Source organism: Leclercia sp. LSNIH8, assembly GCF_002920195.1.
Taxonomy (GTDB): Bacteria; Pseudomonadota; Gammaproteobacteria; order Enterobacterales; family Enterobacteriaceae; genus Enterobacter.
Genome location: NZ_PQJY01000001.1, coordinates 596,885 through 616,873, shown reverse-complemented (window position 1 = coordinate 616,873; position 19,989 = coordinate 596,885). Strand labels below are relative to the sequence as shown.

The 19,989-nt window shown below is 56.6% G+C and carries 22 protein-coding genes; 8 read left to right on the top strand and 14 right to left on the bottom strand.

The window, feature by feature from the left end; genetic code table 11:
* Nucleotides 1-14: 14 nt before the first annotated feature.
* The 9 genes from gspK to gspC are packed head-to-tail and all read right to left on the bottom strand — an operon-like array spanning nucleotide 15 to nucleotide 8,338.
* On the bottom strand, nucleotides 15-1,028 hold the full coding sequence (gene gspK / locus C3406_RS03060) for a type II secretion system minor pseudopilin GspK (RefSeq protein ID WP_103823416.1): 1,014 nt from the start codon (nucleotides 1,026-1,028) through the stop codon (nucleotides 15-17).
* A complete protein-coding gene (gene gspJ / locus C3406_RS03055) occupies nucleotides 1,025-1,684 on the bottom strand; it encodes a type II secretion system minor pseudopilin GspJ (protein WP_103823417.1) in 660 nt (219 codons plus the stop codon). Before gspJ ends, gspK begins: the two co-directional genes overlap by 4 nt.
* On the bottom strand, nucleotides 1,681-2,061 hold the full coding sequence (gene gspI, locus C3406_RS03050) for a type II secretion system minor pseudopilin GspI (protein WP_103823418.1): 381 nt from the start codon (nucleotides 2,059-2,061) through the stop codon (nucleotides 1,681-1,683). The genes gspJ and gspI overlap by 4 nt, the downstream gene beginning before the upstream one ends.
* Entirely contained in the window at nucleotides 2,054-2,539 is a 486-nt protein-coding gene (gene gspH, locus C3406_RS03045) for a type II secretion system minor pseudopilin GspH (protein ID WP_103823419.1), read from the bottom strand. Before gspH ends, gspI begins: the two co-directional genes overlap by 8 nt.
* Nucleotides 2,539-2,982 carry a type II secretion system major pseudopilin GspG gene (gspG, locus tag C3406_RS03040; RefSeq protein WP_103823420.1) on the bottom strand — a complete coding sequence of 148 codons (444 nt, stop codon included), beginning with the start codon at nucleotides 2,980-2,982 and terminating at the stop codon, nucleotides 2,539-2,541. The genes gspH and gspG overlap by 1 nt, the downstream gene beginning before the upstream one ends.
* Before the next feature lie 2 nt (nucleotides 2,983-2,984).
* The gene (gspF, locus tag C3406_RS03035) at nucleotides 2,985-4,193 is read right to left on the bottom strand and encodes a type II secretion system inner membrane protein GspF (RefSeq protein WP_103823421.1); all 1,209 of its coding nucleotides are present in this window, start codon (nucleotides 4,191-4,193) and stop codon (nucleotides 2,985-2,987) included.
* Nucleotides 4,193-5,671, bottom strand: a complete 1,479-nt coding sequence (gene gspE, locus C3406_RS03030) for a type II secretion system ATPase GspE (RefSeq protein WP_103823422.1) — start codon at nucleotides 5,669-5,671, stop codon at nucleotides 4,193-4,195. The genes gspF and gspE overlap by 1 nt, the downstream gene beginning before the upstream one ends.
* Before the next feature lie 11 nt (nucleotides 5,672-5,682).
* Nucleotides 5,683-7,593, bottom strand: a complete 1,911-nt coding sequence (gene gspD, locus C3406_RS03025; RefSeq protein ID WP_103823423.1) for a type II secretion system secretin GspD — start codon at nucleotides 7,591-7,593, stop codon at nucleotides 5,683-5,685.
* A 13-nt stretch (nucleotides 7,594-7,606) separates the two neighbouring features.
* Nucleotides 7,607-8,338, bottom strand: a complete 732-nt coding sequence (gene gspC, locus C3406_RS03020) for a type II secretion system protein GspC (protein ID WP_103823609.1) — start codon at nucleotides 8,336-8,338, stop codon at nucleotides 7,607-7,609.
* A 304-nt stretch (nucleotides 8,339-8,642) separates the two neighbouring features.
* Here gspC and C3406_RS03015 point away from each other — a divergent pair, with 304 nt between their 5' ends.
* Together C3406_RS03015 and C3406_RS03010 are read left to right on the top strand one after the other, a co-directional pair.
* Complete coding sequence (locus tag C3406_RS03015) at nucleotides 8,643-10,220, top strand: ExeA family protein (RefSeq protein ID WP_103823424.1); 1,578 nt, start codon at nucleotides 8,643-8,645, stop codon at nucleotides 10,218-10,220.
* A 131-nt stretch (nucleotides 10,221-10,351) separates the two neighbouring features.
* The gene (locus tag C3406_RS03010; protein ID WP_231604230.1) at nucleotides 10,352-10,873 is read left to right on the top strand and encodes a hypothetical protein; all 522 of its coding nucleotides are present in this window, start codon (nucleotides 10,352-10,354) and stop codon (nucleotides 10,871-10,873) included.
* Here the strand turns inward: C3406_RS03010 and C3406_RS03005 are convergent.
* The 3 genes from C3406_RS03005 to C3406_RS02995 all read right to left on the bottom strand — a co-directional run bounded on the left by C3406_RS03005 (nucleotide 10,867) and on the right by C3406_RS02995 (nucleotide 12,894).
* On the bottom strand, nucleotides 10,867-11,490 hold the full coding sequence (locus C3406_RS03005) for a helix-turn-helix domain-containing protein (protein ID WP_103823425.1): 624 nt from the start codon (nucleotides 11,488-11,490) through the stop codon (nucleotides 10,867-10,869). The two genes, C3406_RS03010 and C3406_RS03005, sit on opposite strands and share 7 nt — an antisense overlap.
* A gap of 253 nt (nucleotides 11,491-11,743) precedes the next feature.
* The gene (locus tag C3406_RS03000) at nucleotides 11,744-12,574 is read right to left on the bottom strand and encodes an N-acetylmuramoyl-L-alanine amidase (protein ID WP_103823426.1); all 831 of its coding nucleotides are present in this window, start codon (nucleotides 12,572-12,574) and stop codon (nucleotides 11,744-11,746) included.
* Nucleotides 12,571-12,894 (bottom strand): heavy metal-binding domain-containing protein, encoded by a 324-nt coding sequence (locus C3406_RS02995; RefSeq protein WP_103178871.1) that lies wholly within the window; start codon nucleotides 12,892-12,894, stop codon nucleotides 12,571-12,573. The genes C3406_RS03000 and C3406_RS02995 overlap by 4 nt, the downstream gene beginning before the upstream one ends.
* A 116-nt stretch (nucleotides 12,895-13,010) precedes the next feature.
* On the opposite strand from C3406_RS02995, the gene C3406_RS02990 reads away from it, so the two are divergent.
* The 6 genes from C3406_RS02990 (at nucleotide 13,011) to artJ (ending at nucleotide 17,542) form a co-directional block, all read left to right on the top strand.
* Nucleotides 13,011-13,529, top strand: a complete 519-nt coding sequence (locus C3406_RS02990) for a lipoprotein (RefSeq protein ID WP_103823427.1) — start codon at nucleotides 13,011-13,013, stop codon at nucleotides 13,527-13,529.
* Between the two features lie 237 nt (nucleotides 13,530-13,766).
* Nucleotides 13,767-14,495, top strand: coding sequence for an arginine ABC transporter ATP-binding protein ArtP (artP, locus tag C3406_RS02985; RefSeq protein ID WP_039029538.1), 729 nt, complete (start codon nucleotides 13,767-13,769; stop codon nucleotides 14,493-14,495).
* Between the two features lie 19 nt (nucleotides 14,496-14,514).
* On the top strand, nucleotides 14,515-15,246 hold the full coding sequence (gene artI, locus C3406_RS02980; RefSeq protein ID WP_103823428.1) for an arginine ABC transporter substrate-binding protein ArtI: 732 nt from the start codon (nucleotides 14,515-14,517) through the stop codon (nucleotides 15,244-15,246).
* Nucleotides 15,247-15,252: 6 nt separating this feature from the next.
* Entirely contained in the window at nucleotides 15,253-15,969 is a 717-nt protein-coding gene (artQ, locus tag C3406_RS02975) for an arginine ABC transporter permease ArtQ (protein WP_103823429.1), read from the top strand.
* Nucleotides 15,969-16,637, top strand: coding sequence for an arginine ABC transporter permease ArtM (gene artM, locus C3406_RS02970; RefSeq protein ID WP_103823430.1), 669 nt, complete (start codon nucleotides 15,969-15,971; stop codon nucleotides 16,635-16,637). The genes artQ and artM overlap by 1 nt, the downstream gene beginning before the upstream one ends.
* Before the next feature lie 173 nt (nucleotides 16,638-16,810).
* Nucleotides 16,811-17,542, top strand: coding sequence for an arginine ABC transporter substrate-binding protein ArtJ (gene artJ / locus C3406_RS02965; RefSeq protein ID WP_103823610.1), 732 nt, complete (start codon nucleotides 16,811-16,813; stop codon nucleotides 17,540-17,542).
* A 145-nt stretch (nucleotides 17,543-17,687) separates the two neighbouring features.
* Here artJ and C3406_RS02960 read toward each other — a convergent pair whose 3' ends face one another.
* Together C3406_RS02960 and C3406_RS02955 are read right to left on the bottom strand one after the other, a co-directional pair.
* A complete protein-coding gene (locus C3406_RS02960; protein WP_103823431.1) occupies nucleotides 17,688-19,142 on the bottom strand; it encodes a sensor histidine kinase in 1,455 nt (484 codons plus the stop codon).
* Complete coding sequence (locus C3406_RS02955; RefSeq protein WP_103823432.1) at nucleotides 19,139-19,831, bottom strand: response regulator transcription factor; 693 nt, start codon at nucleotides 19,829-19,831, stop codon at nucleotides 19,139-19,141. Before C3406_RS02955 ends, C3406_RS02960 begins: the two co-directional genes overlap by 4 nt.
* Between the last annotated feature and the right edge of the window lie 158 nt (nucleotides 19,832-19,989).

Sequence of the window (19,989 nt, the reverse complement as noted above, 5' to 3'; positions counted from 1 at the left end):
GGTATCGGCTTTTGTTATTCAATCATTCGGTAACGACGCTGCCAGGTTACGATCTCGCCCGCTTCACTGTTAACCTGAAGCTGACTGACCACGCGCAGCGTTAAATCATCGGTGTTGCCGGTGTAGTTCACCCGGAAGTAGCGACTGTTGACGGCCACCTGTTCGGCCACCTGAGTTAACTCGTCTTTCAGCTGGGGGAAGTTTTGCTCCAGCGCCTTGCTGAAAGCCTCCACGTTTTCCCATCCCGCTTCCGGGCGCGACGCGAGCAGCCGGGCGGCGTCATCTTCCGTCAGTTTTCCGGCAAACAGCGCCGCCAGCAGTTTTGCCTGCTCAGGCTTAAGGGTGTTGACGTTGATCTTGCTGCCGGCATCCGGCAGGGCACACAGCAGCGCGCTGGCTTTAGCGTACGCCGCCGGTGGAAACGCGGGCAGCAGCCTGATTTCGCTGATGTTGCGCATCATCTGGTTGGCCGGAAGCCGCGCGGGCTGTACGCCTGCCCAGGCGTCGGTCTCCTGAGCCTCTTTCGCCGTGGTGCTGTCGCCGTCCAGGTAATCCACCAGCTGCTGATAGACCTGTTCAGCGGTGATCTGATCCAGCCCCGCATCGGTAAGCAGCTGTTCAACCGTCTGCTGCTTACGGGATTTTTCCGGTATGGCTGATGTGGTCTGATCCTTCGCCGCCTGCTCCACGGCGAGCAGGTTATTGACGTTAAAGCAGTCCTGCGCGTCCTCAACCTGGCTCACCACCGTGTAAAACTCCCCCTGCGTCTCAAAAGGTTGATGCCACTCGCCGTCCGGCTCCAGTGGGTTCTCACCGCTGGCGGCGGTTTGCAACAGCTGCTTCACCGCCTGCTCCTGGCGCTGTATCGCCCAGCGCAGCTGCTGCTGGCTCACCTGGTAGTGGGTTTTCTGTAAATTGCGGCTGAACTGCTGGCTGATTCTGGCCGCCAGGGCCGACATCATCACCAGCAGGATAAGCACCACCAGCAGCGCAACGCCCCGCTGCTGGCTTTGATTCATTTTGTTCATGGCTGACTTTCCGGTACCGGTGCTACCGCCTGCTCCGGAGCGGGCGAAGGCTTCGCCTCTTCGGGCTTTTCAGCCGCTTTCACGGCGATCTGCGGCTGCGGCATATCCCCTGGGGTGGTAAAGACCCAGCGCCAGGTGTCGCCGCTCTCCATGGTCAGGGTTAACTCGACCCCGTTCGGCTGATGCCCGCTCTCACGCCAGTGCTTCTGCCATGAATCGCTGAAAAACCGCCACTGGACGGATTTCACCTCAGAGACAATCGGCACCTCTTCGGGTTTAACGTCTGCCGGGCTGTCGATGGTCGGCCAGACATCGCGCCATAACCGGTGATCCTCAAACCGCCAGCGCACCCGCTCAAGCTGGACATGTCCGCTCACCCCGTTGAGGGTGGTCAGTTCGATGGCGTTATCATCCTGGCGAAAAACGTCGGGTTCATTACGCGGCGCGCGGGCCTGCTGCTGAAAAAAATCACGCTCCAGCAGGCTCCAGGCGCGCTGGATCTGATTGAGCCTGGACGCGTTGCGATCGGTGGCATTGCTGGTGCGCATCGCGCCGTCGAGGATCTGCCAGGCGAGGGTGCTGATCACCGCAAAGATGGTCAGCGCAATCATGATCTCCAGCAGCGTAAAGCCGCGCTGGCTTTGCCGTTTTTTCATTTTTTCTCTCCCGGAGGCAGAACCCGCATCGCCACTACCGGCTGGCTCTCATCCCCTTCGGCATAGACCAGGATCTCATCCGCCCAGCGCTTATCGGCAACCTTCACCCGCTGCATCCGCCAGTTCCAGTTGCGCCCGCCCATCAGTTCCGTCCCCTTCTGCTCTGCATCCGGGAAGTCGCTTTTGGTCAGTTGCGCTTCGGCGAGCAGATTCTCAGCGACCCAGCTGGCCTGGAGGGTATCCGCAAGACCGTGGGTAAAGCGCACGTTCAGGTAGACAGAGTTCATTAACGCCAGCGCGGCGGTGGAGAAGATCACCAGGGCGACCATCACCTCCAGCAGCGTCATCCCGCGCTGCGAGGCATTTCGTTTAGCCATCGTTCTCTACCGTAACCGGTGCCGCGCCCTGCGACACCACGCGGAAATGGTGTTGTTTATCATCACTCTGTAACGTCAGGGTGAAACGGCTCATCTCGCCGTCCGGCAAAAAGACGATCTGCGGCTCGGCGTCAGGCGTGGCGGCCAGACGCTGCGGGGTGAGCGAGACGTGCATCCCATCAGGGAAGTCGCCCCCGGTGGTGATACGGCGTTGCGCTAACGGCACCCAGCGGCGTTCACCGTCTTTTTCATTGAGCGTCATCAGCTGATATTTATCCGGCGTCACTACCAGGCCCACAATGTTTCCGTCCATCACCGCACGGTCGGAGCCATATTCAACAACGGCTTTTAATTGCTGGCCAAATATATCCGCGCCGCTGCGCGACGGTATTGTGGAAACCACCATCATGGCGCAGCTGGCGAATATCACCAGCGCGAGAATAATTTCCAGCAGAGTAAAGCCGCGTTGCCTGTTCATTATTTTTTATCGAGCGACCAGTTGGTAATATCGTCCGCGGTATTGGCTTCGCCGTCCGGACCTGCGGAGAATACGTCAATAGCACCATGTTCGCCCGGGCTCACCAGAATGTAATCACTGCCCCACGGATCCTGCGGCAGGCGGCGAATATAGCCGTCGGCGCGGTAGCCGTTCGGAATTGGCGCGATTTCTGGTTTGGTGACCAGCGCCTGCAGGCCCTGTTCAGTGGTGGGATAACGGTGGTTATCCAGCTTATACATATCCAGCGAGCCTTCCAGCGCTACAATATCGCTGGTGGCTTTCTGGGTATCCGCCTTTTCCTTATTGCCCATTAAATTCGGCACCACCATACTGGCCAGCACGCCGAGAATAACAATGACCACCATTAATTCGAGCAAAGTAAAGCCCGCCTGGCGCGCCAGGTTTTTTCGTTTCATCGCCATAATTAACCTACCATATTATTAAGTTGCAGAAGCGGTTGTAATATTGACATCACAATAAACAGAACAATGGTCGCCATAGAGACCACCAGCGCCGGTTCAAATACCGACAGCGTTAAAGTAATTCGATGCTGTAATGCTGATTCCTGGTTTTCGGCCGCGCGATCCATCAGGTTACCCAGTTCGCCGCTCTCTTCGCCGGAGGCAATCATATACAGCATGGTGGGCGGGAATAATCTCGCCTGCTCCAGAGCGGCATATAACGATGCCCCCTGACGCACGGTGTCCGCCGCCTGTTCCAACACCTGGCGGGCGTGCAGATTTTCAATCCCGTCCATGGCGATATACATCCCCTCAAGCAGTGGCACGCTACTGGCCTGCAAAATACTCAGGGTGCGGATGTAGCGCGCGCTGTTGATGGCGCACACCAGTTTTTTGATTGGTGAAGCGTTAACCAGCCAGCGGTGCCAGACAAAGCGGTTCCGGACGTTTTTAAGCCAGCTTTTAAAGCCGATAAACGCCGTGACCAGCCCGCCGCCGATATAGAGGCCATAAGCCTGCAGGAAATCACTCACCGCGATCAGCGTGCGGGTGGTGATCGGCAGTTGCTGTTTCATATGGGTAAACTGCTCAATCACCTGCGGCACCACCGCCACCAGCAGGATGCAGATCACCGCCACCGCCACCACCGTCAGGGTGATGGGGTAAACCATCGCCTGGGTGAGCTTACTTTTCATCTTCTGGCGCTGTTCGTTGTACTCCGCCAGTTTTTCCAGCACGTCCCCGAGATGGCCGGTTTTTTCCCCGGCCATCACCAGGGTGCAGTAGAGTTTGTCGAAGGTGCGCGGAAACTGGCTGAACGCGTCGAACAACGTGTGTCCTTCCACCACTTTGTCGCGGATCTCAGTCACCATCGCCGCCAGCTTTTTATCTTCCGACTGCTTTGCAATCGCCTTCAGGGCGCTCTCCAGCGGCAGCGCGGCGTTCACCAGGGTTGACAGCTGACGGGTAAACATCGACAGCACCGGGGTGGAGAGTTTGATCCCCTTCTGCGCGCTCCCGGCGGTCGCGGGTTCGCGGGTCGGCGTAATGCTCACCGGCATCAGCTTTTGCTCGCGCAACGTCTGGCGAACCTGCTTCGGCCCCTCGGCCTGCATGGTGCCGCGCTGGGTTTTCCCCGCCGCACTGGTGGCTGTCCACGCATACCACGCCATTATTCATCTCCCCCGCGCTCGGCGGTGACACGCATTACCTCTTCCAGGGAGGTGACGCCGGAAATCACCTTCAGCAGGCCGTTTTCACGCAGGCTGTAGGCCTGTTTGAAGAGTTCGGTCTCGATGGACATCTCATCTTTATCTTCGTGAATGGCCCGGCGCATCGCGCTGTCCACCACCAGGAATTCATGGATCCCGGCTCGCCCCTGATACCCGCTCTGGCGGCAGTGTTCGCAGCCCACGGCGCGGTAGATCGCTTTCGGCGGCGCAACCATAAAGCTGAACAGCGCTTTTTCATTGGCGTCCAGCGGACTGGTGGTCCGGCAGTGTACACACAGCCGACGCACCAGACGCTGGGCAATGACCCCTAACAGGGATGAACCGATTAAAAATGACTCCAGACCCATATCGCGCAGGCGGGTGATGGCCCCTGCCGCGCTGTTGGTGTGCAGCGTGGACATCACCAGGTGACCGGTGAGCGACGCCTGCACCGCAATCTGCGCGGTTTCGCCGTCACGGATTTCACCGATCATCACCACGTCCGGGTCCTGGCGCAGAATGGCGCGCAGCCCGCGGGCAAAGGTCATGTCGACGCGCGGGTTAACCTGGGTTTGCCCCACCCCTTCCAGCTCATACTCGATAGGATCTTCTACGGTGAGAATGTTGCGTTCATGACCGTTCAGCGCCGACAGAATGGCGTACAGGGTGGTACTTTTCCCGGAACCGGTCGGACCGGTTACCAGAATGATGCCATGCGGACGGCCAATTAATCCCTTCAGCTGCTGTAACTCTTCGTCGATGAGACCCAGCTTGTTAATGTCCGGCTTGAGATTGCTTTTATCGAGCAGACGCATCACCACCCGCTCGCCGTACTGCGAGGGGATGGTGGAAACACGCACGTCGATGGCTTTACGCCCGATACGCAGGGAGATACGCCCATCCTGCGGCAGGCGTTTTTCGGCGATATCGAGCTTCGACATTACCTTGATACGGGATACCAGCAGCGGCGCCAGCTTGCGCGCCGGTTGCAGTACGGGACGCAGCACGCCGTCAACGCGAAAGCGGATGCTCAGCGTACGCTCGAACGTTTCGATATGAATATCCGAGGCGCCGTCTTTCACGGCCTCGCCGAGAATGGCGTTGATCAGACGGATCACCGGCGAGTTTTCGTCGTTATCCAGCAGATCCTCGTTATCCGGGATCTCCTCGGTGAGCGCCATCAGGTCGATATCGGCGTCCATGTCATCCACCAGCTGCTGGGAGACGCCGCTGTTCTGCTGCCAGATTTTGGCCAGCATCTCGTCAAACGCCTCCGGCGTCAGGACAACCGGCGTAAACGAACGGGCCAGCACCCGGCGCATCTCCAGCAGAGCAAAGGCCGGGGCGTCATCGCGGACAAAGACCTGATCCTGATAAAAGAGGACGCCGTTATCCTTGGCAAAGCTGCTGGTGCATAAGGCGTTGGTGAGTTCATCCATCTCCCGCCCCCTTACTCTTTAAACGGATTGCGTGGGGCCGCAGGGGCGGGAGTGCCCTGAGACGGATAGGCCGGCAGTATCGCTGTGTCATCGTTGGAGACGATGCCCAGCTTTTTCTCTTCCATGCGCTGCTGTTGGCGCGCGCGGATCTGGTCATATTTTTCCTTCGACGACGCACTGTAGCTGTCGTCGTCACGCAGGACGGTGGTGTGGATAAAGACCATCAGGTTACGTTTCGAGGTATCCTGGGAGGTGTAGCGGAAGAGCTGCCCCACCAGCGGAAGATCCCCCAGCAGCGGCACTTTCGAGACGTTCTGCTTGGTGACGTTCTCCATTAACCCGCCGAGGACTACCGTCTGCCCGCTGTGCACCATCACTTCGTTATTGATGGTACGGGTATTGAAGGTTGGACCGAGGCTGGCATCTTCCGTCGCGCTGGCATCCACGCTGGAAACTTCCTGCTCAATCTTCAGGTGAATGATGTCACCGTCGTTGATCTGCGGCACAATTTTCAGCTTGGTACCGACTGTCTTACGCTCCACCGAGTTAAAGACGTTATCGCCGCTGGTGGTCTGCGAGCCGGACAGCACCGGCACATCCTGACCCACGTTAAACGACGCTTCTTTGTTATCCAGGGTAACTACGCTTGGGGTTGAAAGAATGTCGTTTTTACCGTCGGTGGAGAGGGCAGTCATCAGCGCGCCAAAATCACCGTTAAAGAAACCGGTCGCCATGCCGGTAAAGCTGGTTCCTTTGATGGCGCCGCTCTTCACCTGGCTTATCGGCATGCCGGTTGCACCAAACTGCACACCGCCATGTTTGCCGGTCCACTGCACGCCAAGGTCGAGACCGTTGCCGTCCTGCACTTCGGCAATGATCGCTTCTACCAGCACCTGCGGACGGCGGATATCGAGTTTGTCGATCACTTTTTCCAGCGAATTCATCACGTTAGGCTGGGCGGTAATCACCAGTGAGTTGGTGGCTTCGTCGGCGGTGATATTCAGATCGCTGCTGGCGGAGGCTGTTTTGCTTTTTGAGGCCGGCGCTTTGTCTTTCAGCTGTTCGCCGATGCCGGTGAGCACCGGCACCACTTTGCTGGCGCTGGCATACTTCAGGTAGAAGACGCGGGTGTTGCCCTCGTTGTTCTGCTCACGATCGAGCTGACTGACCAGCGACCGGGTGCGCGCGCGGGCATCTTCCGAGCCGCTGATCACCAGGCTATTCGTCTCGTCATCGGCAACAACTTTGGTTGCCAGCTGCGGCGCGTTCTGCCCTTTTTGCTCTTCGTTGTTGAGATTATTCAACATGTCAGAGAGCTCTTTGGCCGAAGCATAGCGTAACGGCACGATCTCGCGACGCTGCATGCCGGAGCGATCGACCCGCTGCACCAGATCCACCAGCCGGTTCACCACCGAGGCTTTACCTGTCAGCAGCAGCACATTGGAAGGTTCAAAATGGACCACGTTACCAATACCGGAGGCATCATTCAGCTGGCGCAGCAGCGGTGCCAGCTCACGCACCGGCACGTTCTCCATCCGCACCACGCGGGTGATAATCTCATCGCCCTTGCCAGGATGCTGACTGTCTGCCAGCGGCACGCCTGACGTACGCGCCACCGTGGAGCGCACCACTTTCACCATGCCGTTATCCATCGGGATCACCGACAGACCGTACAGATCCAGCACGCTCAGGAAGAACTGATAGTATTCCTCTTCCGTCAGCACGTTATAGGTCTTAACCGATACGTTGCCCTGAACGGACGGATCGACCAGGATGGTTTTATTAAGGTTGCGCCCTACCGTATCGATAAATTCACGAATATCGGTGTTCTTGAAACTGGCGCTGAAGTTCGCCGCCATTACCGAACTGGAAATAAAAGAGGCGGCAGTCAACGCGATACATGCCCAGGGAAATTTCTTCATCTCATTACACTTGTTAATTGGTTAAAACATTAACCCGAATATTTTCAAGATGAGCGTGGCGTCTAACTACGACTTCCGCTTCTCTCATTTTCGACCAGCTGGCAATAATACTTTTCGCCTGCTCCGCTCGCGTCATATCGACGGAATTCACTTTCACTACCACATCTCCCTTTTCCAGCCCGCTATTGCTAAAAAAGGAAGAGGCATTTTTAGGCTTAATTTGATAGCCTTCGAGCTGACCCTTTTCGATATAGGGTTTCAGCACCAAATAATCGTCGAGATGAATATTATCTGCTCCGGGATCGCCTTTAGGCTTCTGCGCGGGCGAGGAATTCATATCGCCTTTAAAATAATCAGGGCGTTTTAACGCCAGTACCTGCCGCTCGCCCTCGTAACTCACCACCACGTTGTCGGGGTTGATCTCATCGATATAGGCATCGTTGTAACCGGGCAGCGGATCGCCTTCACGCAGACTCTTCTGCCCAACAGGCGTTTTGATGACGGCAAAGGAGAGCCACGCTTCATCGCTGTTGATGATGCCGTCCACCTCGGCAGAAATACGCTTTTTTGTCGCCTGCTGCGCCACGGGTTGGTAAGCGGCTGGCTTGAAAAGGGCAAAGGCCTGCTCTGACTGCTGCGTACGAGAAAGCGCGGGCGCCTTATCCGGACTGGAATTGGCCGCCTTTTTATACTCTTTAAATACGACATATCCCTGCTGACCGCTAAATATCAGCAGGACAAACATTACGCATGGCGCAATATACCGGGAATAGAACTGCATTTTCATTTTTAAAACTGACCTTTTAGTCAATGCAGGAGTTAGCAGCCTGGCGCTGCACCTGAATACCCAGAAATAGTAATAATGATGCGCCCCCCGCTCCATCGGGTTTGCCGTTAACTTTAATAAAGAAAAATATTGACCAGACAAATATCCGATGTTAACCAGCCGACTCAGGTTATTTTTCTCCTCCAGCGAAATTGACCCTTTACCGCGCTTCCCTTACTTTCCAGGTTGACATTTGGTCAATGAAATACAACGGTGAAGCGTTATGTTCCTCAGTCATTTTAAATTTGCCCGCCCCCCCTTCAGGAGCGCAGCCCGCCCCTGCGGCAGTTTCTTTGCGGCTTATCATCAGGATGTCTTCGGCATGCTGGCAGAGAAATCAACCATGCCAGGGATTGTGGCGCTGTTTGGCGATGACGAGGCACTGCTCAACACCTTCACCGGGCATCTGCTGGCGAAAACCTCCGCCGGGGTTGCCGTTAACGCTTTTCCGAAGCTGAACGCGAAAGGGCTGCTGTATAAACTCAGCGCCCAGGCAAAAGATGCCAGCAACAAAATTCATGCCATTGACGCGGTACTGCGCCAGTGGCACGAGAAATACCCTGCCTGCAAAAAGAGCGGCATGGTAATGACCGTCTCCGCCGTTCAGGCGATGCGCGATAACTGCTGGGAGGCGCTGGGCATGCTGCTCTCCCGGGCACAGGAGTGCAACCTGTCGCTGACGCTGGTCCTGACCGGCACCTCTGACCAGGAAGCGCGCCTGATGAACCACTCTGGGCTGGCGTCCCGGGTGCATACCCGCCATACCCTGCGCCCGCTCACCTGCCGCGAAGTGATGAGCTATGTTCAGGCGCAAACCCAGGAGCATGGGGCGGAAACCTCACCCTTTACCCCTGCCCGCATACGCCGGATGCACGCCCTGAGCAAAGGATCGGTAAGCCAGCTGAACGCGCTGGCGCACCTGTCGCTACTGGCGGCCTGGACCGAACGAGCCCCCGGCGTAGGGCCACGCCATTTACGTCTGGCGGCGGGTGAAGTGCTGCCGCGCAAAACCCACCGCAAAACCCTGGCGACGGTTGGCCTGTTCGCCAGCGTGCTGTTTGCCGCCTGCGGATGGTATTTCTCAGGCGCCATCACAGCGAAACTCCCTGTGCCGCTGCCTGTTCCGGCGAGCTGGAAACAGACAGTCCATACGCCGCAGGCCCCGGTTCTGCCGACCCTGGATAAAGAGGTGGTTAATTCGCCGGATGCCATGCATCAGCTCTACACCATGTGGGGGTACGATCCCTCCACGGAAGAGGCGCTTTGCCAGAATGCCGCCCGGGTGAATCTCACCTGTAAACAGGGCCACGCCTCGCTGCAGGAGCTGGAAAAAGAGGGCTATCCGTGGGTGAGCGAACTGAAAACCGGCGATCACCTGAACTATGCGGTGGTGGCCCGCGTCGGGCAGAACTCGCTGGATTTACTGCTGAATAATCGCACCTGGCAGGTGAAGCGCAGCTGGTTTAACGCCCACGCCACCGGGAATTACACATTGTTGCACCGTCTGACCCCGGCAGGACAAGATTTGGTCGGTGCCGCCAGCAGCCGCCAGGATCTGGCCTGGATCGACACGCAACTCAGTCAGGCGCTGCATGAGCCCGAAACCCATGCTCAGTCCTGGACGCAGACGCTGGTGCAGCGCACCCGGGAATTTCAGGCCCAGGCCGGGCTGAACGTAGATGGCATGCCTGGGGAAGAGACGCTGATGCAGTTAATGCGTGCCAATAACACCATCCCGACGGTCAACACCCAGGTTGCAGACACCGCACCGCAAGTTCTGGCGCAAGGAAAAACGCACTAATGTCTACTATATGCCTCGCTGCTCAGCGCAGCTTTAATACCGGCGAGGCGGTCTGGTTCTCATACCGCCTTCCCGCGTTGCATAAAATCGTCTTCAGAACCCTGGCCTGCTTATGCTGCCTGGGGGCCGTTTTGATCGCCGGGCTGTACGCCCATATTTACTGGCATCTTCAGCATCCGGCGCCAGCACCCAAACCGGTGAGCGTGGCGCAACCGGATACGCAGCTTTCGGATATGCATTATGTCTATATCTCGAAACCGTTTCCGGAACCGAAACCAAAAGTCGCGGAGTATGCCGCACCGCCGCTACCCTCAGACGATCCGTTGATGATGGATAAATCTTTAGACTGGCAACAGGCCCCGGACAATGATATTTCCAGCGAACCGTTGCCCGATACGCACATCGCCCAGCAAGCAACCGATTCCGATTCGTTAAAAGAACGGTTTATGCAGGCATTAAAAGAGCAGCAGCAGGATTATTCGCAGGGAAAAATACCGGATGCACCGGTTGATGAGACACAAGCTGATTCTGAGACGAATAATCGGGTGATAAACCAGACAGCAGCGTTAAAAACGGAAAAAATAGCTACATCAATGCTAAAAAAATCTCCACAGGCGTTAACCCATGGAGATTTGCGGAATGGTTATCAGTAGCGTTCCGGCAGACTGGTGATATTTATTAATTTCCCTTTTTCAACTACAATATACTGGCCTTTTTTCAGGTCTGAGAGAATTTTAATGATGGTACTGCGCGCCAGGCTGGTATATTCCTGAATGTAATCATAAACGTTAATATCACGATTCTGATGAACAATCAGTTCATTAATTTCGAGGAGGAATTCACGGACGACAGAATAAGCGCTGCGGGCAACCAGGATATCATCGCGCTTGCTCAGTACGTCGATATACCAGATCAAGAGCTGGCTGAACTCTGGCCACAGGTTTTTCTCGCTAATGATACGTTCGAACTCATCACGTTTGATGGTGCGAATGACGGTGGTATCGCGAACCAGGCCGTACATGTGAGAGGCTCTGTTATAGACGGCAGAGACCCCTAAAAATCCGGCCTGACGCATGGTAAACATACTTAACTCATCGGAGCTCCGACGAATTTCGACTTCACCACTGACCATTACATGAACATATTGGGAATCGGCGGTAATAATCTTCTGCCATTTCTTTAACGTTTTTTCAGGATAATCCGCCGTAGCGGCAATAATGGCGTCAATCGCCTTTTTCGGTCGACTATTTTTAGAGTATAAGTTTAACATTATTATGCCTGTTGAAATTTTTATGGATAAAGCAGCCCACTGCGTCTAAAAAGGCGCAAAGGATAATTCGAAATAACTTTGCTGAGAGTAAGTCTCAAATAATATTTACTTTGTAATAATAGTTAGCAAGCTATATGTACATCTTATATTCGGGTAAATTTAAGTCAATTAACTAAAAATGAATCGCGATTGAACCTAAGATTAATCTTAAGTCGGGTACAGAGTAAAGCCCTTGAACGGCGGGGCTTGCGGCCTATCCCTGACCATATTTTTCAAGTAACGCTTCCGCGACAGCAATTGTTTCTCTATCAGAAACACCATTCCATAATTGCGGTCTGAAATGCATCTGAAAAGCCATAATAATGCGCTTTTGTTGTGAGGGCGAAATATTATCCGGAACATCATATCCGTAGCGAGATAATAAACTGAGGAGTGTGGCACTGTCTGCGGGTTGATAAGGCGGTTGCCCGTTCAGATAAAACGCCACCCGGGCCGGATCCGGCCAGGCGCCAATCCCCTGCTGCGCCAGCGCCTGCCAGGGGAACAACGGACCGGGATCGTCCTTGCGCTGCGGGGCGATGTCCGCGTGGGCGACCACATTCTGGGGTTTAATGTCGTAACGCTGGATAATATCCTTCGCCAGCGGGATCAGGGCAGCGATCTGCGCCGGTTCGAAGGGAACAAAGCGTTTCTGGCCGTTAATTTTTTGCCAGCCGCGGTTTTCCAGCTCAATGCCAATAGAGGTGTCATTAATACGCGTGGCGCCACGCCAGAAGCTGACGCCGGCATGCCAGGCCAGATCCCGCTCCGGCACCAGCTGCCAGATCCGCGGTTTTCCTTTATGCAGGGGCGGGATCGCCGGGATCAAATAATGGGAGCTGACATTTTTATCGGTCAGGGTGGCCAGCGAGCTGTCAAAATCGTCGGCAGTGTAATGGATAACCAGTACCTTAACGCGCGGATAGGCCGCCTGCGCCTGACGCCGGGTGTCCAGCTCATACGCCCCTTTCTCGATGACCCCTTTTTCTGCCGCACAGCCTGCCAGCAGCAACGCCAGCAGGAGGGGCACAAATGCCTGCTTCATCGGCGCGTTTTCACCGCCGTACCGCTGACGCTGACCATCAGCATACTGGCGTCTTTGCCGACGGTTTCGTAGTCGATATCGATCCCCACTACCGCATCTGCGCCCATCGCCTTCGCCTGCTCGCCCATCTCCCTGAAGGCAATTTCACGCGCCTTGCGCAGCTCTTTCTCATAAGCGCCGGAGCGACCGCCGACGATATCGCGGATCCCAGCAAAAAAGTCACGGAAGACGTTGGCGCCGAGTATGGCTTCCCCGGTTACCACGCCGCAGTATTCGCTGATGGGTTGTCCTTCCAGAGTGGGGGTAGTTGAAAATTGCATCCTAGTCTCCTTTGCGCGAGTTAAGAGCCTAAGCGGTTAAGAACAAAATCATTATCTGCTCGTTACGCTATGATTTAAAGGTTAGTTAATTATTGCAGCCTAATAAGGAAATCATCATGCGCTATTCTGCTTTGACGCTTTTAGTGCCTTGCGCGCTGCTGCTCAGCGCCTGCACAACGCCAGTCACCCCGGCCTTCAAGGACATCGGTACCCGCAGCGGCAGCTGCATCACCGGCGGGCCGGATGCCGTGGCTCAACAGTTCTATGACTACCGCATCACGCACCGCAGCAATGACTTCACCGCCCTGCGCCCTTACCTGAGCGACGGCCTGGCCCAGCTGCTGAGCGATGCCAGCCGCGATCCGCAGCACCGTAACCTGCTGAAAGACGATCCTTTCTCCAGCCGCACCACCGCGCCTGAAAAGGCCGAAGTCTCCAGCGCATCGACCATCCCGAATACCGATGCACGAAATATCCCGCTGCGCGTCAAGCTGACGCAGGGCAGCCAGACCTGGCAGGATGAAGTGTTGATGATCCGCGAAGGCCAGTGCTGGGCTATCGATGACGTGCGCTACCTGGGCGGCAGCGTTCACGCCCCGGCTGGCACCCTGCGCCAGTCGATTGAAAACCGCTAAATACGCGCGTTTCAGACCGTTAAGCAGGGGAAAACCCCGTAAAATGTCTGGCATTTCGTGAGGAATGCCGACATTTATTCTCGCCGACCTTAGCTTCCGCTATTTTGTGCTATGTTTAGGTATAGATTCGGTTTATATTTAACTTTTAACGCAGTTATATTGCATAACTATTCTGTCAACGGTACTATTTGCGGCCTCAATTGCTATAGATTGCCTGGATGAGTAAAGACTGCCCCGATGAGTATTCAACTAAACGGCATTAACTGCTTCTACGGCGCACACCAGGCGCTGTTCGACATCACACTGAATTGCCCTGAGGGCGAAACGCTGGTTCTGCTTGGTCCCAGCGGCGCGGGTAAAAGCTCGCTGCTTCGCGTCCTTAATCTGCTTGAAATGCCCCGCTCCGGTACGCTGGATATTGCGGGCAACCACTTCAATTTTGCGAAAGCCCCTTCTGAGAAAGCGATCCGCGATCTGCGCCAGAATGTCGGCATGGTCTTTCAGCAATATAATCTCTGGCCGCACCTCACCGTGCAGCAGAACCTGATTGAAGCGCCGTGTCGCGTGCTGGGCCTGTCAAAAGAGCAGGCGCTGGCGCGTGCCGAGAAGCTGCTGGAACGTCTGCGCCTGAAGCCCTACAGCGACCGTTATCCGCTGCACCTCTCCGGGGGTCAGCAGCAGCGTGTGGCCATTGCCCGCGCCCTGATGATGGAGCCGCAGGTTCTTCTGTTTGATGAACCCACCGCCGCGCTGGACCCGGAAATCACAGCCCAGATCGTCAGCATCATTCGCGAACTGGCGGAGACCAACATTACCCAGGTGATCGTGACCCACGAGGTGGAAGTGGCGCGTAAAACCGCCAGCCGTGTGGTCTATATGGAAAACGGTCATATTGTGGAGCAAGGGGATGCGCGCTGCTTTGCCGAGCCGCAGACCGACGCATTCAGAAATTATCTGTCTCACTAATCGAACCGAGAGAACGACAATGAAAAAAATAGTGATTGCCGCGCTGCTTGCCAGCGTTAGCCTCTCTGCCACCGCAGCTCAGACCATCCGTTTTGCCACGGAAGCCTCCTACCCTCCGTTTGAGTCTATGGATGCGAATAACAAGATTGTGGGCTTTGACGTGGATCTGGCGAACGCCCTGTGTAAAGAGATCGACGCCACCTGTACCTTCTCCAACCAGTCTTTCGACAGCCTGATCCCAAGCCTGAAATTCCGTCGTATCGACGCGGTGATGGCCGGTATGGACATCACCCCGGAACGTGAGAAGCAGGTTCTGTTCAGCACCCCGTACTATGAGAACTCCGCCCTGTTCATCGGTCAGAAGGGTAAATACGCCTCTATCGACGCGCTGAAAGGCAAGAAAGTGGGCGTGCAGAACGGCACCACCCACCAGAAATTCATCATGGATAAGCACCCGGAAATCACCACCGTGCCTTACGACAGCTATCAGAACGCCCGTCTGGATCTGCAGAATGGCCGTATCGACGCCGTCTTTGGTGATAACGCGGTGGTGACCGAATGGCTGAAAGCGAACGACAAGCTGGCCCCAGTGGGCGATAAAGTGACGGATAAAGACTACTTCGGCACCGGTCTGGGCATCGCTGTTCGTCAGGGCAACACCGAGCTGCAGCAGAAATTCAATACTGCGCTGGAAAAAGTGAAGAAAGATGGCACCTACGATTCCATCTACAACAAATGGTTCCAGAAGTAAGATCTGATGAACGAAATTTTTCCATTAGCAAGCGCCGCCGGGATGACCGTCGGCCTTGCCGTTTGTGCGCTGATCATCGGCCTGGTGCTGGCGATGATCTTTGCCGTGTGGGAGTCGGCTAAGTGGCGACCTGTCGCCTGGGCCGGCTCAGCACTGGTGACCCTGCTGCGCGGCCTGCCGGAAATTCTGGTGGTGCTGTTTATTTACTTTGGCTCCTCGCAGCTGCTGCTGACGCTGTCGGACGGCTTTACGCTCAATCTGGGCGTGGTGCAGATCCCGATTCAGATGCAGATCGAAAACTTCGACGTCAGCCCGTTCCTGTGCGGCGTGATCGCCCTCTCCCTGCTCTACTCCGCCTACGCCTCGCAGACCCTGCGCGGCGCGCTGAAAGCGGTGCCGGTGGGACAGAGGGAGTCCGGTCAGGCGCTGGGGCTGTCGAAAACCGCCATTTTCTTCCGTCTGGTGATGCCGCAGATGTGGCGTCATGCCCTGCCGGGGCTCGGCAACCAGTGGCTGGTGCTGTTGAAAGATACCGCGCTGGTGAGCTTAATCAGCGTGAACGACCTGATGCTGCAAACCAAAAGCATCGCCACCCGTACTCAGGAGCCCTTTACCTGGTACATCGTGGCGGCGGCCATCTACCTGGTGATCACGTTGCTCAGTCAGTACATTCTCAAGCGTATTGACCTGCGTGCAACGCGTTTTGAACGGAGACCAGGCTGATGCTGGATTACTTACCCGAACTGATGAAAGGGCTGCACACCAGCCTGACGCTGACGGTGGCCTCGATTATCGTGGCGCTGATCCTGGCGCTGATTTTCACCATCATCCTGACGCTGAAAACGCCGGTACTGGTGTGGATCGTGCGCGGCTACATCACCCTGTTTACCGGCACGCCGCTGCTGGTGCAGATCTTCCTGATCTATTACGGCCCGGGGCAGTTCCCGACGCTGCAGGAATATCCGGTGCTGTGGCATCTGCTCTCCGAGCCGTGGCTCTGCGCCCTGCTCGCCCTGTCGCTGAACAGTGCCGCCTATACCACGCAGCTGTTCTACGGCGCGATCCGCGCCATTCCGGACGGTCAGTGGCAGTCCTGCGGCGCGCTGGGGATGAGCAAGAAAGACACGCTGGCGATCCTGCTGCCCTACGCCTTCAAACGCGCCCTCTCGTCATATTCCAACGAAGTGGTGCTGGTGTTCAAGAGTACGTCGCTGGCCTACACCATCACGCTGATGGAGGTGATGGGCCACGGACAGCTGCTGTACGGCCGCACCTATGATGTGATGGTGTTTGGCGCTGCAGGTATTATCTACCTCATCGTCAACGGCCTGCTGACGCTGCTGATGCGTCTGGTTGAACGTAAAGCCCTGGCCTTCGAACGCCGCAATTAAAACTGCATAAGTTTGATTTAAGAAAGACGGGAAAGCCTGACAGCTTCCCGTATTTTTTATTCTCAAAATAATGTTTAATCATTTTTATTGCATACAAATTCATTAAGTGGCATTGTAACTCTCAGCCGCAGACACGGCACATAATGACAAGATTGACAGACGGGAGCTTCATGATGAAAAAGTTAGTTCTGGCCGCTTTACTCGCTACCTTCGCCGCAGGCGCCTCTGCTGCCGATAAGATCAACTTCGGTGTTTCTGCGACCTATCCACCGTTCGAATCACTGGATGCCAGCAACCAGATCGTTGGGTTTGATATCGACCTGGCGAAAGCGCTGTGCAAACAGATGCAGGCCGAGTGCACCTTTACTAACCACGCTTTTGATAGCCTGATCCCGTCCCTGAAATTTAAAAAATATGACGCGGTGATCTCCGGCATGGATATTACTCCGGAGCGTAGCAAGCAGGTCGCCTTCACCGAGCCGTACTATGCCAACTCTGCGGTGGTGATTGCCAAAAAAGGCCAGTACACCTCCTTTGAGCAGCTGAAAGGCAAGCGCATCGGCATGGAAAACGGCACCACGCACCAGAAATATCTCCAGGATAAGCACCCGGAAGTGAAAACCGTGGCCTATGACAGCTACCAGAATGCGATTATCGACCTGAAGAATGGCCGTATCGATGGCGTGTTTGGCGATACGGCGGTGGTGAACGAGTGGCTGAAGACCAACCCGCAGCTGGGTACCGCTACCGATAAAGTGACCGACCCGCAGTACTTCGGCACCGGTCTGGGCATCGCGGTTCGTCCGGATAACAAAGCCCTGGTCGAGAAACTGAACGGCGCCCTGAAAGCGATTAAAGCTGACGGCACGTATCAGAAAATCAGCGACCAGTGGTTCCCGCAGTAAGCCTGTTTTGCCGGGTGGCGCTGCGCTTACCCGGCCTACAAAACCACAAACCGCACCATCCGTAGGCCCGGTAAGGCGAAGCCGCCACCGGGCATCAGACCGCACCATCCGTAGGCCGGGTAAGCGTTATCGCCACCCGGCGTTTTTATAACGGCACATAGAAGCGAAAACGCGCCCCTTTCGCCGCCTCCATCAGCCTGATCCCCCCGCCGTGCAGCTCCAGCATCCTTTTGACGATCAACAGCCCCAGCCCGCCGCGATTATCCCGCGACGCCTGCTGGCTCAGCGCAGAAGGCCGCATAAAGAGATCGTCGCGCAGGTGTTCATCTACCCCCGGCCCGCTGTCATTCACCTCCACCTGCAACTGCTCGCCCTCCCGCCACACTTTCAGCCCGATCTCGCCGCCCGGCGGTGTATGCCGGATGGCGTTATCCAGCAGATTGGTGACCACCCGCTCGATCATCGACAGATCGGCGTTGATCATCGGCAGCTGGCGCGGCACGTCGATATGCAGCCGCAGCTTGCGCGTCTCCACCGCCAGGTCAAACTTTTGCGCCACGTCGGAGATGAGCTCCCCGATAGCAAAGCGCTCGCGCTGGGGCTTGATGCTGCCGTGCTCAAGGCGCGCCAGCTCAAACAGCTGCTGCGACAGATGGCGCACTTTATGCCCCTGACGCAGGGCAATGGAGAGATAGTGCTGCGTCTCCTCTGCGGATAGCGTGCCCGATTTCAGCGACAAAGTTTCCAGATAGCCCAGCAGCGCGGTCAGCGGGGTACGCAGATCGTGGGAGATATTGGCGATAAACTCCCGGCGCTGCCGGTCACTGTCGGCCAGCTGATCCCACTGGCTGGCAATCTGCTGCGCCAGTTCGATGAAGGTATTACGCAGCAGGGCCACTTCATCAGACGGCGCGGTCTGTATAGGCTGGGTGGCAAGCTGCTTGATAACGTGCATACTTTCGCGATCCAGGCCACTCACCTCGTCGGTCAGTTGCTTGACAGGCCGGGTCACCCAGTACCAGACCAGGCCGCCCGCCAGCGCGCCGAAAAGCGCCACCAGCAGCAGCGACCAGAGCACCGTGCTCCAGAGCGTTTTCTGCCATGCCTGCTCCGCCAGGGCGTTCAGCTCTTCTCCCTGCAAAATGATGTAGAGATAGCCGCGCAGCACGCCGTCCTGATGCAGCGGCACGGCGCTGAAGACCTTCTCTCCCGTCAGGGTGCGGGGATCGTCGCCATAGACCGGCATCATCCCGCCGCTCAGGAACTGCTGTACCGGCGCAACGGCGAGATGCTGGCGTTTGATATGCCCCGGCGGCGCGGCATCGGCAAGGATCTGCCCGTCCGGGGAGAGGATGTAGAGCTCCACGCTGGGGTTGTAAGTCATCAGCCTGTCGAACAGCGGCTTGAGGCGGGAGCGATCGACCTGCCCGTGCGCATCCAGCAGGGTTTCGCGCTGGGCGATGTGCTGCGCCAGCCCGCCGGAGAGACGCTGCACCATGGCGTTGCCATACTGCATGCTGGTCCAGAGCTGCACCGCGCAGGCCACCGCCGCGCAGACCGTCAGCAGAAGGATGAAGATCAGGGTGAGACGACGGATCATAGTGGGCGTTCCGCAAACAGATAGCCTTTACCCCAGACGGTGCGGATGATCTCCGGCTCGGCGGCATCTTTCTCAATTTTTACCCGCAGACGATTGATATGGGTGTTGACGGTATGCTCGTACCCTTCGTGCTGGTATCCCCACACCTGTTCGAGCAGGGCAAGCCGGGAGAAGACCTCGCCGGGATGGCGGGCAAAAAAGTAGAGTAAGTCGAACTCGCGCGGCGTCAGGTCAACCACCTCGCCGCGCAGCAGCACGCTGCGGGCCAGCGGGTCGATGGTCAGGCCGTGGGCGTTAATCAGCCCGGACGTTTGCTGCCCCATCGCCTGCTGACGACGGAACAGCGCCCGGATGCGCGCCACCAGCTCCTGCACCGAGAAGGGTTTAGCCAGATAGTCATCGGCCCCGGTTTCCAGGCCCAGAATACGCTCAGTTTCGCTGCTGCGGGCGCTGATGATAATCACCGGCAGGTAATGGTCCCGGGCGCGGATCGCCCGGCAGAGGGTCAGCCCGTCAACGTTGGGCAGCATCAGATCGAGGATCACCGCGTCCCAGTGAGGTTGCCCGAGCAGCTGCAGCGCCCTGCCCCCGTCCGCTTCATGGGTAATCACGTAACCTTCGTCTTCTAAATTGAGGCGCAGTAACGCGGCGATATCGCCGTCGTCCTCCACTAGCAGGATGTGCTTCATCGGTCAGCCTTATTGAATCTTAACAGCTAAAGCTTACCCGATTTCCGGGGCGGGAAACGTTCACATTTTGTTTAACATTGTGCAGGGGGTTGCCGGGTGGCGGCTGCACCTTACCCGGCCTACGAAACCGTAGGCCCGTACAAGCGCAGCGCCGCCGG